General features: G+C 39.4%; 19 protein-coding genes. 13 read left to right on the forward strand and 6 right to left on the reverse strand.

All coding sequences use genetic code 11. The features are described 5' to 3' along the window. Positions 1-17 precede the first annotated feature (17 nt). Genes IW510_RS16500 through IW510_RS16525 form a run of 6 tightly spaced genes read left to right on the forward strand, consistent with a single transcriptional unit; the run spans position 18 to position 4,576 of the window. Positions 18-491: a PTS sugar transporter subunit IIA gene (locus tag IW510_RS16500; RefSeq protein ID WP_202061530.1), complete on the forward strand. Its 474-nt coding sequence runs from the start codon at positions 18-20 to the stop codon at positions 489-491. 32 nt (positions 492-523) lie between these two features. Then, the gene (locus IW510_RS16505; protein WP_202061532.1) at positions 524-799 is read left to right on the forward strand and encodes a PTS sugar transporter subunit IIB; all 276 of its coding nucleotides are present in this window, start codon (positions 524-526) and stop codon (positions 797-799) included. A 28-nt stretch (positions 800-827) separates the two neighbouring features. After that, positions 828-2,216, forward strand: coding sequence for a PTS galactitol transporter subunit IIC (locus IW510_RS16510; protein WP_202061534.1), 1,389 nt, complete (start codon positions 828-830; stop codon positions 2,214-2,216). Between the two features lie 14 nt (positions 2,217-2,230). Continuing rightward, the gene (locus tag IW510_RS16515; RefSeq protein WP_202061536.1) at positions 2,231-3,154 is read left to right on the forward strand and encodes a 1-phosphofructokinase family hexose kinase; all 924 of its coding nucleotides are present in this window, start codon (positions 2,231-2,233) and stop codon (positions 3,152-3,154) included. A 36-nt stretch (positions 3,155-3,190) separates the two neighbouring features. Beyond that, entirely contained in the window at positions 3,191-3,838 is a 648-nt protein-coding gene (locus IW510_RS16520) for a class II aldolase/adducin family protein (RefSeq protein WP_202061538.1), read from the forward strand. A gap of 21 nt (positions 3,839-3,859) precedes the next feature. Next, the gene (locus tag IW510_RS16525) at positions 3,860-4,576 is read left to right on the forward strand and encodes a transaldolase (RefSeq protein WP_202061540.1); all 717 of its coding nucleotides are present in this window, start codon (positions 3,860-3,862) and stop codon (positions 4,574-4,576) included. A gap of 71 nt (positions 4,577-4,647) precedes the next feature. On the opposite strand, the gene IW510_RS16530 is transcribed toward IW510_RS16525, so the two are convergent. From IW510_RS16530 to IW510_RS16550, 5 genes are all read right to left on the reverse strand, one after another. Further along, positions 4,648-5,061, reverse strand: coding sequence for a hypothetical protein (locus IW510_RS16530; protein ID WP_202061542.1), 414 nt, complete (start codon positions 5,059-5,061; stop codon positions 4,648-4,650). Between the two features lie 139 nt (positions 5,062-5,200). Then, positions 5,201-5,536, reverse strand: coding sequence for a hypothetical protein (locus IW510_RS16535; protein ID WP_202061543.1), 336 nt, complete (start codon positions 5,534-5,536; stop codon positions 5,201-5,203). A 24-nt stretch (positions 5,537-5,560) separates the two neighbouring features. Continuing rightward, positions 5,561-6,028: a hypothetical protein gene (locus IW510_RS16540; protein WP_202061544.1), complete on the reverse strand. Its 468-nt coding sequence runs from the start codon at positions 6,026-6,028 to the stop codon at positions 5,561-5,563. 6 nt (positions 6,029-6,034) lie between these two features. Beyond that, positions 6,035-6,391 (reverse strand): hypothetical protein, encoded by a 357-nt coding sequence (locus tag IW510_RS16545; protein ID WP_202061545.1) that lies wholly within the window; start codon positions 6,389-6,391, stop codon positions 6,035-6,037. A gap of 75 nt (positions 6,392-6,466) precedes the next feature. Next, positions 6,467-6,904 carry a hypothetical protein gene (locus IW510_RS16550; RefSeq protein ID WP_202061546.1) on the reverse strand — a complete coding sequence of 146 codons (438 nt, stop codon included), beginning with the start codon at positions 6,902-6,904 and terminating at the stop codon, positions 6,467-6,469. 379 nt (positions 6,905-7,283) lie between these two features. Between IW510_RS16550 and IW510_RS16555 the strand changes: the two genes are divergently transcribed. The 6 genes from IW510_RS16555 (at position 7,284) to IW510_RS16580 (ending at position 12,857) form a co-directional block, all read left to right on the forward strand. Then, positions 7,284-7,985, forward strand: a complete 702-nt coding sequence (locus IW510_RS16555; RefSeq protein WP_202061548.1) for an NAD-dependent protein deacylase — start codon at positions 7,284-7,286, stop codon at positions 7,983-7,985. Between the two features lie 112 nt (positions 7,986-8,097). Beyond that, the gene (locus IW510_RS16560) at positions 8,098-8,946 is read left to right on the forward strand and encodes a chorismate mutase (protein ID WP_202061550.1); all 849 of its coding nucleotides are present in this window, start codon (positions 8,098-8,100) and stop codon (positions 8,944-8,946) included. A gap of 14 nt (positions 8,947-8,960) precedes the next feature. After that, entirely contained in the window at positions 8,961-9,476 is a 516-nt protein-coding gene (locus IW510_RS16565; RefSeq protein WP_202061552.1) for a transcription repressor NadR, read from the forward strand. A 369-nt stretch (positions 9,477-9,845) separates the two neighbouring features. Continuing rightward, positions 9,846-11,339: an aldehyde dehydrogenase family protein gene (locus IW510_RS16570; RefSeq protein WP_236674785.1), complete on the forward strand. Its 1,494-nt coding sequence runs from the start codon at positions 9,846-9,848 to the stop codon at positions 11,337-11,339. Between the two features lie 144 nt (positions 11,340-11,483). Beyond that, positions 11,484-12,095 (forward strand): hypothetical protein, encoded by a 612-nt coding sequence (locus IW510_RS16575; protein WP_202061556.1) that lies wholly within the window; start codon positions 11,484-11,486, stop codon positions 12,093-12,095. A 282-nt stretch (positions 12,096-12,377) separates the two neighbouring features. Next, a complete protein-coding gene (locus IW510_RS16580) occupies positions 12,378-12,857 on the forward strand; it encodes a GyrI-like domain-containing protein (RefSeq protein WP_202061558.1) in 480 nt (159 codons plus the stop codon). An 87-nt stretch (positions 12,858-12,944) separates the two neighbouring features. On the opposite strand, the gene IW510_RS16585 is transcribed toward IW510_RS16580, so the two are convergent. Beyond that, entirely contained in the window at positions 12,945-13,925 is a 981-nt protein-coding gene (locus tag IW510_RS16585; protein ID WP_202061588.1) for an L-lactate dehydrogenase, read from the reverse strand. 474 nt (positions 13,926-14,399) lie between these two features. Here IW510_RS16585 and pth point away from each other — a divergent pair, with 474 nt between their 5' ends. Then, complete coding sequence (gene pth / locus IW510_RS16590; protein WP_202061560.1) at positions 14,400-14,966, forward strand: aminoacyl-tRNA hydrolase; 567 nt, start codon at positions 14,400-14,402, stop codon at positions 14,964-14,966. Positions 14,967-14,969: the final 3 nt, after the last annotated feature.

A 14,969-nucleotide genomic window follows, 5' to 3' on the forward strand; every position in this document is an offset into this window, starting at 1 on the left:
TTTAAAGAGGTGAAAATATGGTAGGGACAGAATTATTTAGTGAAGAACTAGTGTTTATCGAGCAGGAATTAGCGGATCGTGAGGCGCTTTTCCAGTGGTTCAACAGATGTATGCTTGAAAAGGACTTTGTAAATGAAAGCTATTATGAAAGTATTTTAAAAAGAGAACAGCAATTTCCGACAGGAATTCAAACACCGACAGTGGGGGTAGCGATTCCCCATGCAGATCCGGAAAATTTGAAAAAACCGTTTATTGCAGTGGTCAGACCAAAGCGAAGGATTGAGTTTGAACCAATGGGGATTGCGGAGGGAAAAATACAGGCAGAACTAATCTTCATGCTGGGCGTTCTTAAAAATGGGGATCAAGTTATCGCGCTGCAAAAGCTGATGAACCTGTTAACCAATGATGAAGCTGTCCGACAGCTGTTGGCAGCCCATACCTGTGGAGAAGTGCTGGATATCATACGAACAAATTTTGATCAAAGTGAATAAAAAACAAGAATAGACATTTAGGAGGAGCAGAAATGAAACGAATTATTGTAGCATGCGGCAGCGGAGTGGCAACATCACAGACAGTAGCCAGCAAGGTTAGTAGATTGTTAAAGGAGCGGAACGTAAATGCATATGTTGAAGCCGTTGATTTAAAATCAGTCGAGCGTCATATGGATTCGAGTGTCGCCTACATCACCATTACAAAAACCAAGAAGGAATATCCGATTCCGGTTATTAACGGCATTGCTTTTCTAACGGGGATGGGGCAAGAGGCAGAGCTGCAGAAGCTGATTGATATCTGTAAATAGCAAACAAAAAGGAAGAGGAGGTAAAAAGATGGAGATTTTAAGTAATGTAGTGAACTACCTGTTAAGCTTGGGTGCTGCAATCTTTGTACCAATTATCATCATTATCGCAGGTTTAATTGTGGGCATGAAGGTTAAGGATGCAATAAGCTCCGGCATTACACTTGGCGTAGCCTTTACCGGAATGACGATGCTGATTAGTTTTATGACAGGTGCTATCAGTCCGGCAGCAGAAGCGATGCTGGAAACGGTTGGTATCTCACTGCCAATCGTGGATGGTGGTTGGACAACCATGTCTACAATTTCCTGGTCGTGGCCTTATGCCTTTTTAATGTTCCCGCTAATGATTGGAATCAATGTCATCATGTTAGTTATCAATAAGACAAATACCTTCAATGCTGATTTATGGAATGTTTGGGGAAAAATCTTTACAGCGGTTGCCGTTGTAGGAATTACCGGCAGTGTTCCGCTAGCCTTTGCAGTTGCAGCTGTACAAATTGTATTCGAGCTGAAAAGTGCAGATGCGCACCAGCATCGTATTGAGACCTTATCAGGGATTCCCGGCGTGACCTGTACCCATAAAATGGTTTTCTTAACAGCTATTTTTTATCCAATCGATAAATTACTTCGGAAAATCCCAGCATTAGATAAAGACTTTGATGCGGAGTCCTTGAAGGACAAAGTAGGGATTTTTGCAGAAAACCATGTGCTAGGTTTTATTTTAGGCTGTGTCTTTGGTGTATTGGCTCGCTATAGTGTTGCTGAAACGTTGACCTTAGCAATACAGGCGGCTACAGCATTGACGCTATTTCCGGTTATCACCAAGTATTTCATGCAGGCGTTGTCGCCAATTTCTGAAGCAGTCAGTGACTTTATGAATAAAAAATTCGAGGGACGGACCTTATTGGTTGGCTTGGATTGGCCTTTCATGGGTGGTTCAAATGAGATTTGGCTGGCGGTTATCTACTCGGTACCAGTCACCTTGATTTTCTCTATGTTCCTTCCTGGAAATGAAATCTTGCCATTCGCCGGAATTATCAATATTGCTTTGGCGGTTCCTGCTTTCTTGGTTACAGGCGGTAACCTGTTGCGAATGATTATTCTGTGTACGATTGGTTCTCCGATTTTCTTATGGGTCGGTACGGCGTTTGCTCCATTCATGACAGATTTGGCTAATACAACAGGCGCAGTTCAGCTGGAAGCCGGAAAAATGATTTCAAATAGTTCAATTGATGGACCTGTATTTACCTATGCGTTCTCCCATGTATTCAAATTTTTAGAAGGGAATTTCATCCCACTAATCATTTTGGTTATCTGGGTCGTCAGCTTTGTTTTCTATTATCGTGACTTGATGCGTGAAGCCAAGGCGGCACAGCAACAGCAAGAGTCAGCTGAATCTATGGAGGCTGCGGAAGCTTAGGGAGGATAGAGAGGATGATTTATACAATCACGCTGAACCCGGCTATTGATCGCCTATTGTTTTTAGACAAGACTTTAACCAAACGAAAAACAAATCGTGCGTCGAAAATAACTTATGACATTGGCGGAAAAGGGACGCATGGGTCATATGCCATGACACAATTAGGTGTTGAAAACCTGGCGTTAGGGTTTGCCGGTGAACGAAATTTTGAGGCATTCGAACAAATTGTGAAGCAAAAGGGAATCACACATTCATTTATTCCGATACCTGAAGGATTAACACGAGAGTCCATAGTAGCCATTGAGCCTGAAAATCAAGGATCAACGATGCTGACTGAGCCAAGCTTTTTTGTCCGAGACGCTGAAAAGAAGCAGCTGCTTGACTTTTTAGACGAGCAACTGACTTCTGAGGATATTGTATTGATTGCCGGCTCTTTACCGGAAAATTTTCAGATGCATGATTTGAAAGATTTAATACAGTTGGCGAAAGCCAAGCAAGCCTTCGTTGCTTGTGACTTATCTGGAGAGGCGTTACTTCAAGCGGTTCAATTGGGTGTCGATTTTATTAAGCCGAATGAGTTTGAGCTGGCAGAGCTGCTGAATGAAAAGAAGGATTCAACAGGAGAAGCATTTGAGCGGTTGACACAGGAAATCACTTGTATCGTTGCTTCAAAGGGCGAGCAGGGAAGTGTTTGCTGTTACGAAGGAAAACAGTACCAGGTGATTGCACCAGAAGTGAAAGAAGTCAATGATACAGGAGCAGGAGACTGCTTTGTCGGAGCCTTTCTGGCAGAATTTTCCAAATGTCGAGATATTATCGCAGCACTTAAAAGAGGCAGTGCCTGTGCTGCAAGTAAAGTACAGTATGAAGACAGTTCTTATTTTAATCCGAGAGAAGCAGAACAATTGATGAAACAGGTAAAAATTACTGAATTATAAAAAGAAGAGAGTCAATTAAAGGCTGGGAGGAAAAATATGTTATACCAATCAGAGAGAGAAGATTTATGCAGAATCACTAAGAATATCTACCAACGATATGGAACGAATGCAGCAGGAGGAAATATCAGTGTGCGTTTGAATGATGAACATATTATCATGACGCCAACATTGATGTCGCAGAATCATTTATGCGACCTTTCTCCTTATCAGATATTAGTTGTCGATATGGATGAAAACATTGTAGAAGGCTACGGCAGATTGACGCGAGAAATCAATATGCACATGGCCTGTTATCGTGAAAATCGTAAAATCGGCTGTGTATTGCATGGACATGCTCGAGAGTCGATGGTCTTTGCTTCTCAGGGGATGGATATGCCGAACCTGACAGAAGCTACACAAAAATTCGGGAAGATTCCTTGTCTGCCGTTTGCGCCGGCTTGTTCTCCTGAGCTTGCTGAAATCGTGACGGAACATGTCAACAGTTTGGGGGATGATGTGTTATCGAAGGTAATGCTGCTGAATAAGCATGGAGTTCTCGTTCTAGAAGACACACTTCATAAAGCGAATGATATGTTGGAGCGTTTGGAGTACAATGCGTATATTGCCTATAAAGCTTTGTTATTTGATAAATTGGGGATTCAAAGCATTGAAGCCGAAGAATACGCTTATAACGTAGAAGAATAGAAAAATAAGAGAGGAGTCTGTATGAATAAATCATCCTTCAACATCGATATCTACTCTGACGGAGCAGAGTTGAATAAAATGAAGAATAGTTACACAAGTGGTTATATCAATGGCTTTACGACAAACCCGTCGTTGATGAAAGCAGGTGGTGTGACAAATTACTTGGAATTTGCGAAACAGGCACTGGCTGCGTTTCCAGATATGCCAATTTCTTTCGAAGTATTTGGTGATGATCCGGAGACTATGAAAAAAGAAGCGTTGGTACTAAATGAATTAGGCGAACATGTTTTTGTAAAAATTCCTGTAATCAATAGCGAAGGAGAAAGTATGGCTTCGTTGATTCAAGAGCTTTCTCGACTTGGACTTAAGCTGAATATTACAGCTATCACGACTGAAGAACAGGTTCAGACAACGGTTAATGCCTTTTCAGAGGGAACAACCAATATTGTATCGATTTTCGTTGGACGCTTAAATGATGCAGGGATTGATACAACCACGTTTGTTCAAAGAAGTCGGGAAATTTGCAATCAAAAGAAGGGGAGTCTCTTGTTGTGGGCAAGTACACGAGAGGTCTATAATATCTGTGAAGCCGAACGTTTGGGATGCGATATTATCACAGTTCCACCGGCGATTATTGAAAAGCTTGGTGGAGTCGGAAAGTCTGCTGAAGAAATCTCTTTAGATACAGTAAAAACGTTTCAAAAAGATATCAGTGAGCTGGGGTATAGTATTTTATAAAATAAATGAGCAGAAAAATCCGTCAATGATTTTTCTGCTCATTATTTCGGGATACATTATTCTCAGTGCCTTTATAGTGAATCATTTTCTTTATAGAGACCATCTCCTAAATGATAATCGGCACTCGCTTTTGTAGGAAACGGTGTTTCGATGACGTCATATATGGCTGTTTTTTGCTTTCTCTGATACAGAGCTAAATCGCTTTTCAGAGATGCAATTTCTTTGTGCTTTATTGCTGCTATGATAGGAGCGATAGTCGCCAGTTTTTCGTAGAGATAATCAGCAATTTCCCCGCGAGCGATACTTTCCAAGCCTAGTCGGACTAAATAGGCATATTTAATAAAGGGGTCTTCTCGGAAAATGAAATGCTGCTCTTCGATTATTTTAGCTGTTACTTCAATAACTGTAAAATTGAACTCCTCCATATCCTCATCAAAGTCGGATGCTACATAGTCTATGATTTCTTCATAAGATAATTCTTCCATAAGTGTACCTCTTTCTGCGTGTGCCGTAGCTTTATGTATGGTCTGAGCTTCGTAATAAAACTGGAAGCCTAAGAAAAACTTAAAGCTTCCAGTTCAATGTGATTATATATTGATGCTTAAATTGTGTGTCAATAGTGAATTAGGCAGTATTGCTTTTTCCATCAAAGTAAGCAAAAAGAATTTCTCTTATTTTGTGGGACTCTACGGAAAAGGTCTCTTCATCAATTTCTCTTGCATCCCTTTTTTCCTTTAGGTCAGCCAATGTCGCGTGGCAGAGTTTGATAAGCTGATTTTTCTTGCTCCGCCTCCAGCCAGTTAGCCCCAAAAACAAAAAGGGAATGGTAATGGTTAGTGTTTGTTGATTGATATAGTTCAGAGCACTAATCACATAGGCTATGACGGCAAAAATTCCGCTGACCCATTGTGCGAGAGTGAGGAATTGCAATTTTCTTTTTGCTGCTAATACATCATTCAAATTTTTCTCTCCTTTGGTAATTAACTAAATGATTTGTTGGATATTGATAATTTGATTAGGAAGGTTCATTTTGATTTTATCTAAATATTTTCTATCTGCTGAATATACTTCAAAAAAAGAATAGTCAAATGTTCGAATTTCTAATATTTCTTTTTGAACCTGGATTCTTTCTTTTGCTTCTGTTTCTGGAATTCCATCAATAAATTCTATTTTTTTGGTACTATCTATTAGACAGAATACACCAGTCTCAAACTGAACTACTTCATTTACACTAGAAATCAAATGTTCTGTATTTTCAAAAAATACAGTCTCATTTTTGTCCTTTTTGAAAAGCTCTAATAAATCTTCGTGTGTAGAACCATATATATCAAATACCACCCATTTTAGATTTTTTAAATCAATAAAATTTTTTAGAATATCTACTAATTGCCATCCCATACAAGTTGTATCGGAATGGAAATGTTCAGATTTTATTTCCAGTTTATAGATCATGTCTATTCACTCATATTCAATATAAATTTTGCTCGAAGCATTATCTTCCAAAAATGAAATAATTGTTTTAACTACTTTTTCTAAATCATCTTTCATGGAAATTTGTCTAACTTTGGTAATATCAAAATTTTTTAATTGGCTAATTGTAAAAGGAGCATCATCTACTAGCCACGGAGAATCATCATACCAGCCCTCAATGTTGAAATACTCCTTTAAAATACCTTGTTTTTCTAATTTACAATCTAATAAAATATTTAAAATAGTTTCGAAATAACCATTCCAAATAATTAGTCTATTATCATTAGCAACAAAAGAAATTTCTGTTTCTCCTTCGAAGCCTTCATAAAATCTGTTATCTATCATTCACTTTATTCCTTATAATAATCTTTATCACTTGATTTCCAATTTTGTGATAAAGTACCTTTTTTATTTTACTAATTATTTCAAATCTGATTCAGTTGTTTTCTTCATGTAATCATGATAAGGATCATCTATATTATCCCCAACTTCTTCAATTGCGTCTTGTATTTCTTCAATTATTTCTGGGGATATATCCGTAGTGTCTTTCATAGATTCCCTCATCTTGTTATATGTCTTTTTCATACCTAAATTTATTATCAGTGATGTAATTACATCTACATCATCGTAATTCTCTGTATTCCATAAGCTACATAACTCATCATCTAATTCACCCCTCAAGGGTTCTTTTAGATTCTCATAAGTATCTCCTTGTCTCATAGTTAATTCCTCTAAAATATCAAAAAATTCTTTTTTAGTTAATTTTCTTTTTTTAAAATCGTTGATTGCTTGTTCAAATAATAAATACAACTCATCAACAGATGCCCCAGGCATTTTAACATAATCTTCTTTTTTCATAACTTCTTCCCCTATAATTATTGATGAATGAACTTACTTCAAATACCTACTCATAAAATTTACCGAATCGCTATGCAATAAACACAGCTAGCTTTTTGTTAGCTATTGGCAACTTGATTAGCAGATTCCCTCCTTATGTTTAAAATTTTATCATTTTTGTTAAAAAAGAAGGAATCATCTTTTTGGCAGGATGATTAAACTTTTGAAAATGAAGTACAGTTATTGTTACTGCTGATAGAGAAGTTAACGGTCATGTGAATACATTGTCTAGTTGGGAAGGGAAGTCATTTGGAGGAATTTTCTTTTCTCTTTTGTAATTGATAGTACATTGACCACACTATCGTCTATAATAGAAAGTGTTAGGAGTTGAAACCATATAATGAATACACTTACTATAGAAGCTGCTGTTGAATGGATAAAGGAAGCACAAACGGTTGCTTTTTTGACTGGTGCGGGTGTGTCGACAGCATCAGGAATTCCGGATTACCGGTCATTGTCAGGAGTTTATCAAGGAATCGAGGCACCGGAATATTTACTTAGTCGAACCTGTATGCTGCAAGAGCCGGAGAAATTTTATGAATTTATCAAAAACCTGTACCATCCGCAGGCTAAACCGAATGAAATCCATCAGGCGATGGTGAGGCTGGGAGATGAAAAAGATGTGTGGGTCGTTTCTCAGAATATAGATGGACTTCATGAGCAGGCGGGCAGTCATCAAAGAATTGATTTTCACGGAAGCTTGTATCATTGTTATTGTCGAAAATGTAGACAGAGCGTTTCTGCTGAAGTCTATTTGACAGGCGATAGACATGAAATGTGCGGTGGTCAGCTGCGGCCGGGAATCGTCTTATATGAAGAAGGCTTTGAGGAGGAAACGATTTCGAGGGCAATACAGGCAGTTGCCAATGCAGAACTCATTGTTATTGTCGGCACCAGCTTTCAGGTTCATCCATTCTGTGATTTGATTTTTTATGCGCAGCCTGAAGCTAAAATAATCGTTGTTAACCAAACACCTGTTACTACACAAAGGGAATCTTTTTATGTGGAAACGGATGCTCTGCAATTATTTCGTCAATTATAAGAGAACAGTTGTTTTTATCAGCTGTTGATGATAATTTTAAGAAGACTATATGAGAATGAATGCAACCAGAGAAATTCTTGCTTGCATCCATAACTGAGAAGGAGCCGAACAAATGGAAACTTTTAAATCTGAAAAACAAAAAATGATTGATGGGGAGCTTTATTTTGCTTCTGATCCGGAGCTCTCTGCAAGTCGGCAGCATGCACGTGAACAAATGAAGCTGATTAATAATGAAATGGATAAGCAAATTAGAAAACAACTAATTGAAGAAACGTTTGGTACGACAGGCTCGAATGTTTATATTGAGCCAAGTCTGAAATTTGATTATGGGTTCAATATTCACGTCGGGAAAAATTTCTATGCCAACTTTGATAATATTTTCTTAGATATCTGTCCAATTAAAATCGGTGACAATTGTATGTTTGGACCAAATGTTCAGCTTTATACTGCTTCACATCCCTTGAATGCGGGAAAAAGGAATAGCGGCTTGGAGTTTGGTAAACCAATTACGATTGGAGACAATGTTTGGATTGGTGGCGGAGCAGTGATTGTTCCGGGAGTAACCTTAGGAAATAATGTCGTTGTAGCAGCAGGTGCAGTAGTTACTAAATCTGTACCGGATGATTGTGTGGTGGGCGGAAACCCTGCGAAAGTCATCAAGAGCATTGAAGAAAAAGCAGAAATGGAAGATGTCTTAGCAGCTCCAAGACAGAAGATAGATGCGCTTGACCGAGAAATTACGTCTTTATTGGAACAGCGAATGGATGCCGTGATGGAAATAGCAGCAATTAAGAAGCTGGAGGGAAAAGACATTCTCGATTCCTCCAGAGAACAAAAGGTCTTAGAAAAAATCGCATCGTATACAACGAAGGACGAGTATAAAGCAGTTCTTCAAGAAACATACACAGGGATTATGGCTGCTTCACGGGCTTTCCAAAAAGAACAAATCGATAAAGCATAATAGGGGGATGGAATATGGACGGAACGCAAAGACGTTCAGAAATTTTGAGTGTGCTGGAAGCTGCTGAAGCGCCTGTCAGTGCTGGGAAATTAGCCGCGAAGTTCGTAGTCAGTCGTCAAATTATTGTAGGAGATGTCGCGTTGCTGCGGGCAGCCGGGCATGAGATTGTGGCAACAGCCAGAGGGTATCTGTTGGAGCAAAAGGAAGAGACAGCCTTTGTTCGAAAAATTGCTTGTCAGCATCAGCCGAATCAGACAGAAGAAGAGCTTTCCTGTATTGTGGCGCTTGGCGGAGAGGTACTGGATGTGATTGTTGAGCACCCGATTTATGGAGAACTGACTGGTAATCTTAGAGTTCGAACACAGGAGGATGTCAAACGCTTCATTGATTCTTATAAAAGGAGTAATGCTTCGTTACTCTCTGAGCTGACAGCAGGGATTCATCTGCATACCATTCGGTGCGAGGATGAGAAGGCTTTGGAAAAAATTAAACAGGCCTTGCTGGAAAAAGGAATTTTGTATCAAGGGTAATAGGAGTTATTTCTGAAAATATGCAGCAGAGCTATTTTTACGGTAAGGACTGTAGAAAGAGCTTTGCTGCTTTTTTGACTATAAAATTTTTATGATTGTGAATCCAGTGATACTAAGGATTAGGATGGAAATTATTGAAAGCTGAAGGAGTTCATTTCGCTATTCTATTTTGAATGGAGAAGTATGGGTCTTTCTATGTTCAGTTGGAAGAGAAAAAGTGATGGTAGTTAATATTTTAGCTGTATAGCTCCGAAAATAGTTGAACGTCTAGTGCATCATTGGAAGAAAAAACTGTTAGAAACGCTTTACATTTTATTCTGGTACTTTATAATTGGAAACGTACACAAAAAAATGGAAGGCGGGATTTTATTGAGTAAATCGTTAAATATACAGGACGCTGTAGATGCAAGCTACCAGCTTTATATTGATGGCGTATGGACTAAAGGGACTGGAGAGAGACTGCTTACCAGCTATAACCCCAGTAACGGCGAAGCGTTAGCTGAGTTTGTTGATGCTACACACGAAGATGTTGATCAGGCAGTGGAAGCGGCTCAGCAAGCATTTATCGCATGGAAAGATGTAGATGTCATTACGAGAAGCAATATGCTGTTGAAAATCGCGGATTTAATTGATGCGAATAGAGAACGGTTGGCATTAGCTGAGACATTGGATAATGGAAAACCGTTAAGAGAAACAATGACTATCGATGTACCGGCCAGTGCGGATCATTTTCGTTATTTTGCCGGTGTGATTCGATCAGAAGAGGGATCATTAAAGGATTTGGATAAGGATACACTGTCTTTAGTTATCAAAGAACCCATTGGTGTAGTCGGACAAATTATCCCATGGAATTTCCCGTTGTTAATGGGTGCATGGAAACTGGCACCTGCGCTAGCTGCAGGAAATACTGTTGTTATTCATCCTTCTTCAACAACTTCATTGAGCCTGTTGGAGCTATTCAAGCTGTTCGATCAAGTGCTGCCTAAAGGAGTAGTGAATCTTATTACGGGGAGAGGCTCTGATTCCGGTAATTACATGCTGGAACACGAGGGCTTTGATAAGCTGGCTTTCACAGGTTCGACAGAAATCGGTTATACCGTTGCCAAAGCGGCAGCTGACCGTCTAATTCCGGCAACCTTGGAGCTTGGTGGTAAATCAGCGAATATCATTTTTGATGATGCCAATTGGGAACGAGCGCTTGAAGGTGTACAGCTAGGCATCCTGTTTAATCAAGGTCAGGTCTGTTGTGCCGGTTCTCGTGTTTTTGTTCAAGAAGGTATTTATGATACATTCGTTGCAGCCTTGAAGGAACGTTTTGAGAAAATCAAGGTTGGATTGCCTTGGGAGGAAGGAACGCAAATGGGTGCTCAAGTCAACGAGCACCAGCTGGAAGGAATTCTGAAATATGTGGAAATTGGTGTCAAAGAGGGAGCAACCTTAGTTACCGGTGGTCAACGAGTAACTACGTCAGGACTTGAAAAGGGTGCATTCTTAGCACCGACACTGTTAGCAGATGCAACAAATGCAATGTGTATTGCACAGGAGGAAATATTTGGACCGGTTGCGACAGTCATTAAGTTCAAGACAGAAGCTGAAGTTATCGAACTAGCCAATCAATCCGATTATGGTCTTGGTGGTGCGGTTTTCTCGCAAAACATCAATACAGCATTGCGAGTGGCTAAAGGTGTTAGGACCGGTCGTATGTGGGTGAATACGTACAATCAGTTGCCTGCGGGGGCACCATTTGGAGGATACAAGAAATCTGGGATTGGTCGAGAAACACATAAATCGATGCTGGATGCTTATACTCAAATGAAAAATATTTACATTGTAACCAAGGACGAAGCGGACGGTTTCTATTAATTATCAATAAGTATTGAACTAGGTCAAAGCACCTAGTTCTTTTTTTGTGACAAAATCATTGCTGTTATATTTCTTTTGTGTTGCAATTTTGTTGCAAAGATATTTCTAAGGGGAGCAATTAAATAGAAGGTGAGGAATAAGAAAATGAAGAAAAAGATGATTATGGGTACGGTATTGATGTTGGGAGGAGCAGTACTGTTTGCAGGTTGTTCAGGCAAGGATAAGAAAACGGAAGCGAGCAAGGAAAGCAGCACGATTGAGACTTCAGTAGAGCAAAAATCAAATGATACTGAGGAAACGACGCGTTCAGAGAGTTCAGTCTCAGAAGGTGAAGCAGCCTATCCTTATGAAGTGTCTCTGGATGTATTAAGCAGTAATGGCAACTTTTATAAGGAAGGCATGAATATTCCCCAATCAATTAATGTTTCTTTTACAGATGGAGTGAACGGCGTAGTTGATTTTATTACCTCGCTTCCGGATGTTGACTATCAAACAAGTTACACAGTCACTTATCAACAGATACCGACAAAAACGATTCGTGTGACAGCTGGTGGAGAAAATGAGATTAGAGAAGTAAGTGTCAATACTGAGTTAGTTTTAGGAGAGATGCTTCAAAATGATAACAACAACTCATTGGCGGGAAATCTATATGTATTTACCAATAACAATGGCGGTGTATCTTTAGCAACACCTAATTATGCCGGAAATATGCCTGCTGGCTCTGAGGACGTTATGCTGGAATATCTTGTGAAATAACTTTGAGAAAAAGTGTGCGGTAGTATGGTTTTCCTAGTTTATATAATAAAAGTGGTCCTGAGGTGCAAGTTGACTCAGGGCTATTTTTATTGCTAGATCAAGGTATTATAAGTTTTTTAGGCTGGTAATCCCAGTGATATCAAGGAGTAGGGAAGAAACGTTGAAACAGTGTTTAGCTGTCCAGCCTCATTCAGCTTTTCTAAATAGCAGAGGCGGTCAAATGGCAAAGCTTTCTTCGTGCTATAGTCAGGTGACTCATAAATAAATTTGGAGGTAGAGGCTATGACTAGAATTTCAAAAATACAGGTGAAACAAGTTAGAGAAACGGAGATGTTGGTCGTTCGTCGCACCATTGACTTTTTTACAGAGTATGGGAATTTTATGGAGGAGGCGCTAGAGAAAATGGCTGTCGTTCTTGAAGAGAATCAGCTGCTTTCGGCGAGTGGTCCAGTTGTTTGTTTCCATAATATTGATTTAGCAGCATTGGATGTATCAATTGGTTTGGAGGTTGCTCTTCCGATACAATTAGCGGAGTCTGAGGTTCGTTGTGTGACTATTCCTTCTCGATTGATTGCAGTGACAATCGATCGCGGTCCCTATGAAGCACAGGACCCGACAATGGAGGCTTTGTTGGCTTGGATTAATGAGCACGGATACACAGCAGATGGGGGAATTTATTATCGTTACCTGAATGATGAGGAACAACCACCCGAAGAATACTTAACAGAAATGTATGTTCCGGTTGTAAAAAATCGCATGTAACTAATGAATAAAAACCACGTTTCGAACATTCACAAAAGAGTGTTCGAAACATGGTTTAGTTTTTCTGATTTAATTAACGAAGACTAACTAGTTTTCTTCTGCTTCGAATTTTTCAAAAGCAGATTTAATGACTTCCTTCAATGCAGAAGCGGAAGCGTTCATCCGGTCTTTTTCACCATCAGTCAAAGGAATCTCAATGACTTGCTGGATTCCCTGGCGGTTGATAACAGCTGGTGCACCGATATAGATATCATTTTGTCCATATTCACCGTCCAAATAAACAGATAGTGGGAACACCGCATTTTCATCATCCAGAATGGCTTTGGTAATACGAGCCAATGCGACTGCGATACCATAGAAGGTCGCGCCTTTTTTATCAATAATGGAATATGCAGCGTCTCGTACGTTGAAGAATAGGTTAACCATTGCTTCTTCATCGACTTCAGGATTGTTTTTAATCCATTCATAAATTTGCAGTCCGGCAACGTTGGCATGAGACCATACAGGGAACTCAGTATCCCCATGCTCACCTAGGATATAGGCATGGACGTTACGGGCATCCACATTAACCAATTCAGCAATTGCCTGACGGAAACGTGCTGAATCCAGAGAAGTTCCTGAACCAATAACGCGTTCCTTTGGAAAACCTGAGAATTTCCATGTAGAATAAGTTAAGATATCTACTGGATTGGCAGCAACTAAGAAAATACCATTGAAACCGGAATCCACAATTTGAGTCACAATTTCTTTGTTAATCTTTAAGTTTTTGTGAACAAGATCGATTCTTGTTTCTCCTGGTTTTTGTGGTGCGCCTGCTGTCAGTACAACAAGGTCTGCATCATGGCAGTCAGCGTAAGAAGCAGCGTATATTTTTTTAGGAGAAGTGAAAGCTAATGCGTGGGAAAGATCCATGGCATCCCCTTCAGTTTTCTTTGTATTAATATCGATAATACCAACTTCTTGAGCGATATTCTGAGTGACAAGAGCGAAAGCGTAGCTGGAACCGACAGCACCGTCTCCTACTAAAATAACTTTTTGGTGATCTTTTCTATCTGCAGCTGCAGTCATGTGTACCATTCCTTTCATTGGTTTCTTTGCTACAAAAATAGTACCACCATCAAAGAGTTTTGTCACGTGTTTTAGCTCGAAAATGGTACAGTTTTTCGAGCTGTTTCAAATGCAAACTCTTACATGTGTGATTTTTCACTATTCTTACATATTAAGAAATTTCAAAGGTTTTTGATTTCAAGGCAAGAGCTTAGTTAATTTTTAAATTTTAAACGATTTGAAACAGCTGGAATTGTGTTATACTGTTAAGACAGAAACAGGTGACAAAGCAGTTGTCTTAGAGCTTAAGCGAAAGGATTAACAGCCTGTTTTCCAAAGCATCATTCAAATTTACTTTGATGAAAGAAGTGACTGAGATGGTAAGTTATCTTAGTCGCGTATTTTGTGTTGTATAGAATCCATGCTAAAAACGATGGAACACCATCGATGAACGTAGATGATAGATACTGCTTATTAAACAAGGGGGAGAACGGAATGAAAATGATCGTAGGCTTGGGAAATCCTGGGAGTAAATATCAGGAAACCAAACATAATATAGGCTTTATTACAGTAGATGAGATTGCTCATCGTTACAATGCGGTGTTCAAAAAGAATCAATTTGAGGCAGATATTGCTGAATTTTTTATAGGAACGGAAAAGATTATGTTGGTTAAGCCGCTGACCTTTATGAATGAATCCGGACGAGCAGTAGGACCGCTAATGACCTATTACGGCGTTGAGGATCATGAGTTGATTGTTATCTATGATGATTTGGATCTTGAAATCGGAAAAATCCGTTTGCGGGAAAAAGGTGGTGCCGGTGGACATAATGGAATGAAGAGCCTCATTTCTCATTTTGGTACAAATGTATTTCCTCGAATCAAGGTAGGCATCGGTCGTCCTGTAGGCAATGAAACGGTTGTTCAGTATGTGTTGAGCAAGTTTCCTAAGGCGGTTCATGAAGAAATCCTGTTGGCAGTAAAAAATGCAGCAGATGCTGCAATCTATGCCAGTGAAGGACATACCTTTGTCGATACAATGAATCAATTCAATGGAAAATAAGGG

Origin of the sequence: Enterococcus sp. BWR-S5 (assembly GCF_016745255.1) — a bacterium.
Taxonomy (GTDB): Bacteria; Bacillota; Bacilli; order Lactobacillales; family Enterococcaceae; genus Enterococcus_L.

Coding starts and splice junctions, on each gene's coding strand:
- IW510_RS16575 (WP_202061556.1), top strand. CDS start 11,484: ATGAAGAAAAAGATGATTATGGGTACGGTATTGATGTTGGGAGGAGCA.
- pth (WP_202061560.1), top strand. CDS start 14,400: ATGAAAATGATCGTAGGCTTGGGAAATCCTGGGAGTAAATATCAGGAA.
- IW510_RS16510 (WP_202061534.1), top strand. CDS start 828: ATGGAGATTTTAAGTAATGTAGTGAACTACCTGTTAAGCTTGGGTGCT.
- IW510_RS16520 (WP_202061538.1), top strand. CDS start 3,191: ATGTTATACCAATCAGAGAGAGAAGATTTATGCAGAATCACTAAGAAT.
- IW510_RS16525 (WP_202061540.1), top strand. CDS start 3,860: ATGAATAAATCATCCTTCAACATCGATATCTACTCTGACGGAGCAGAG.
- IW510_RS16540 (WP_202061544.1), bottom strand. CDS start 6,028: ATGATCTATAAACTGGAAATAAAATCTGAACATTTCCATTCCGATACA.
- IW510_RS16530 (WP_202061542.1), bottom strand. CDS start 5,061: ATGGAAGAATTATCTTATGAAGAAATCATAGACTATGTAGCATCCGAC.
- IW510_RS16580 (WP_202061558.1), top strand. CDS start 12,378: ATGACTAGAATTTCAAAAATACAGGTGAAACAAGTTAGAGAAACGGAG.
- IW510_RS16550 (WP_202061546.1), bottom strand. CDS start 6,904: ATGAAAAAAGAAGATTATGTTAAAATGCCTGGGGCATCTGTTGATGAG.
- IW510_RS16565 (WP_202061552.1), top strand. CDS start 8,961: ATGGACGGAACGCAAAGACGTTCAGAAATTTTGAGTGTGCTGGAAGCT.
- IW510_RS16515 (WP_202061536.1), top strand. CDS start 2,231: ATGATTTATACAATCACGCTGAACCCGGCTATTGATCGCCTATTGTTT.
- IW510_RS16585 (WP_202061588.1), bottom strand. CDS start 13,925: ATGACTGCAGCTGCAGATAGAAAAGATCACCAAAAAGTTATTTTAGTA.
- IW510_RS16555 (WP_202061548.1), top strand. CDS start 7,284: ATGAATACACTTACTATAGAAGCTGCTGTTGAATGGATAAAGGAAGCA.
- IW510_RS16545 (WP_202061545.1), bottom strand. CDS start 6,391: ATGATAGATAACAGATTTTATGAAGGCTTCGAAGGAGAAACAGAAATT.
- IW510_RS16560 (WP_202061550.1), top strand. CDS start 8,098: ATGGAAACTTTTAAATCTGAAAAACAAAAAATGATTGATGGGGAGCTT.
- IW510_RS16505 (WP_202061532.1), top strand. CDS start 524: ATGAAACGAATTATTGTAGCATGCGGCAGCGGAGTGGCAACATCACAG.
- IW510_RS16500 (WP_202061530.1), top strand. CDS start 18: ATGGTAGGGACAGAATTATTTAGTGAAGAACTAGTGTTTATCGAGCAG.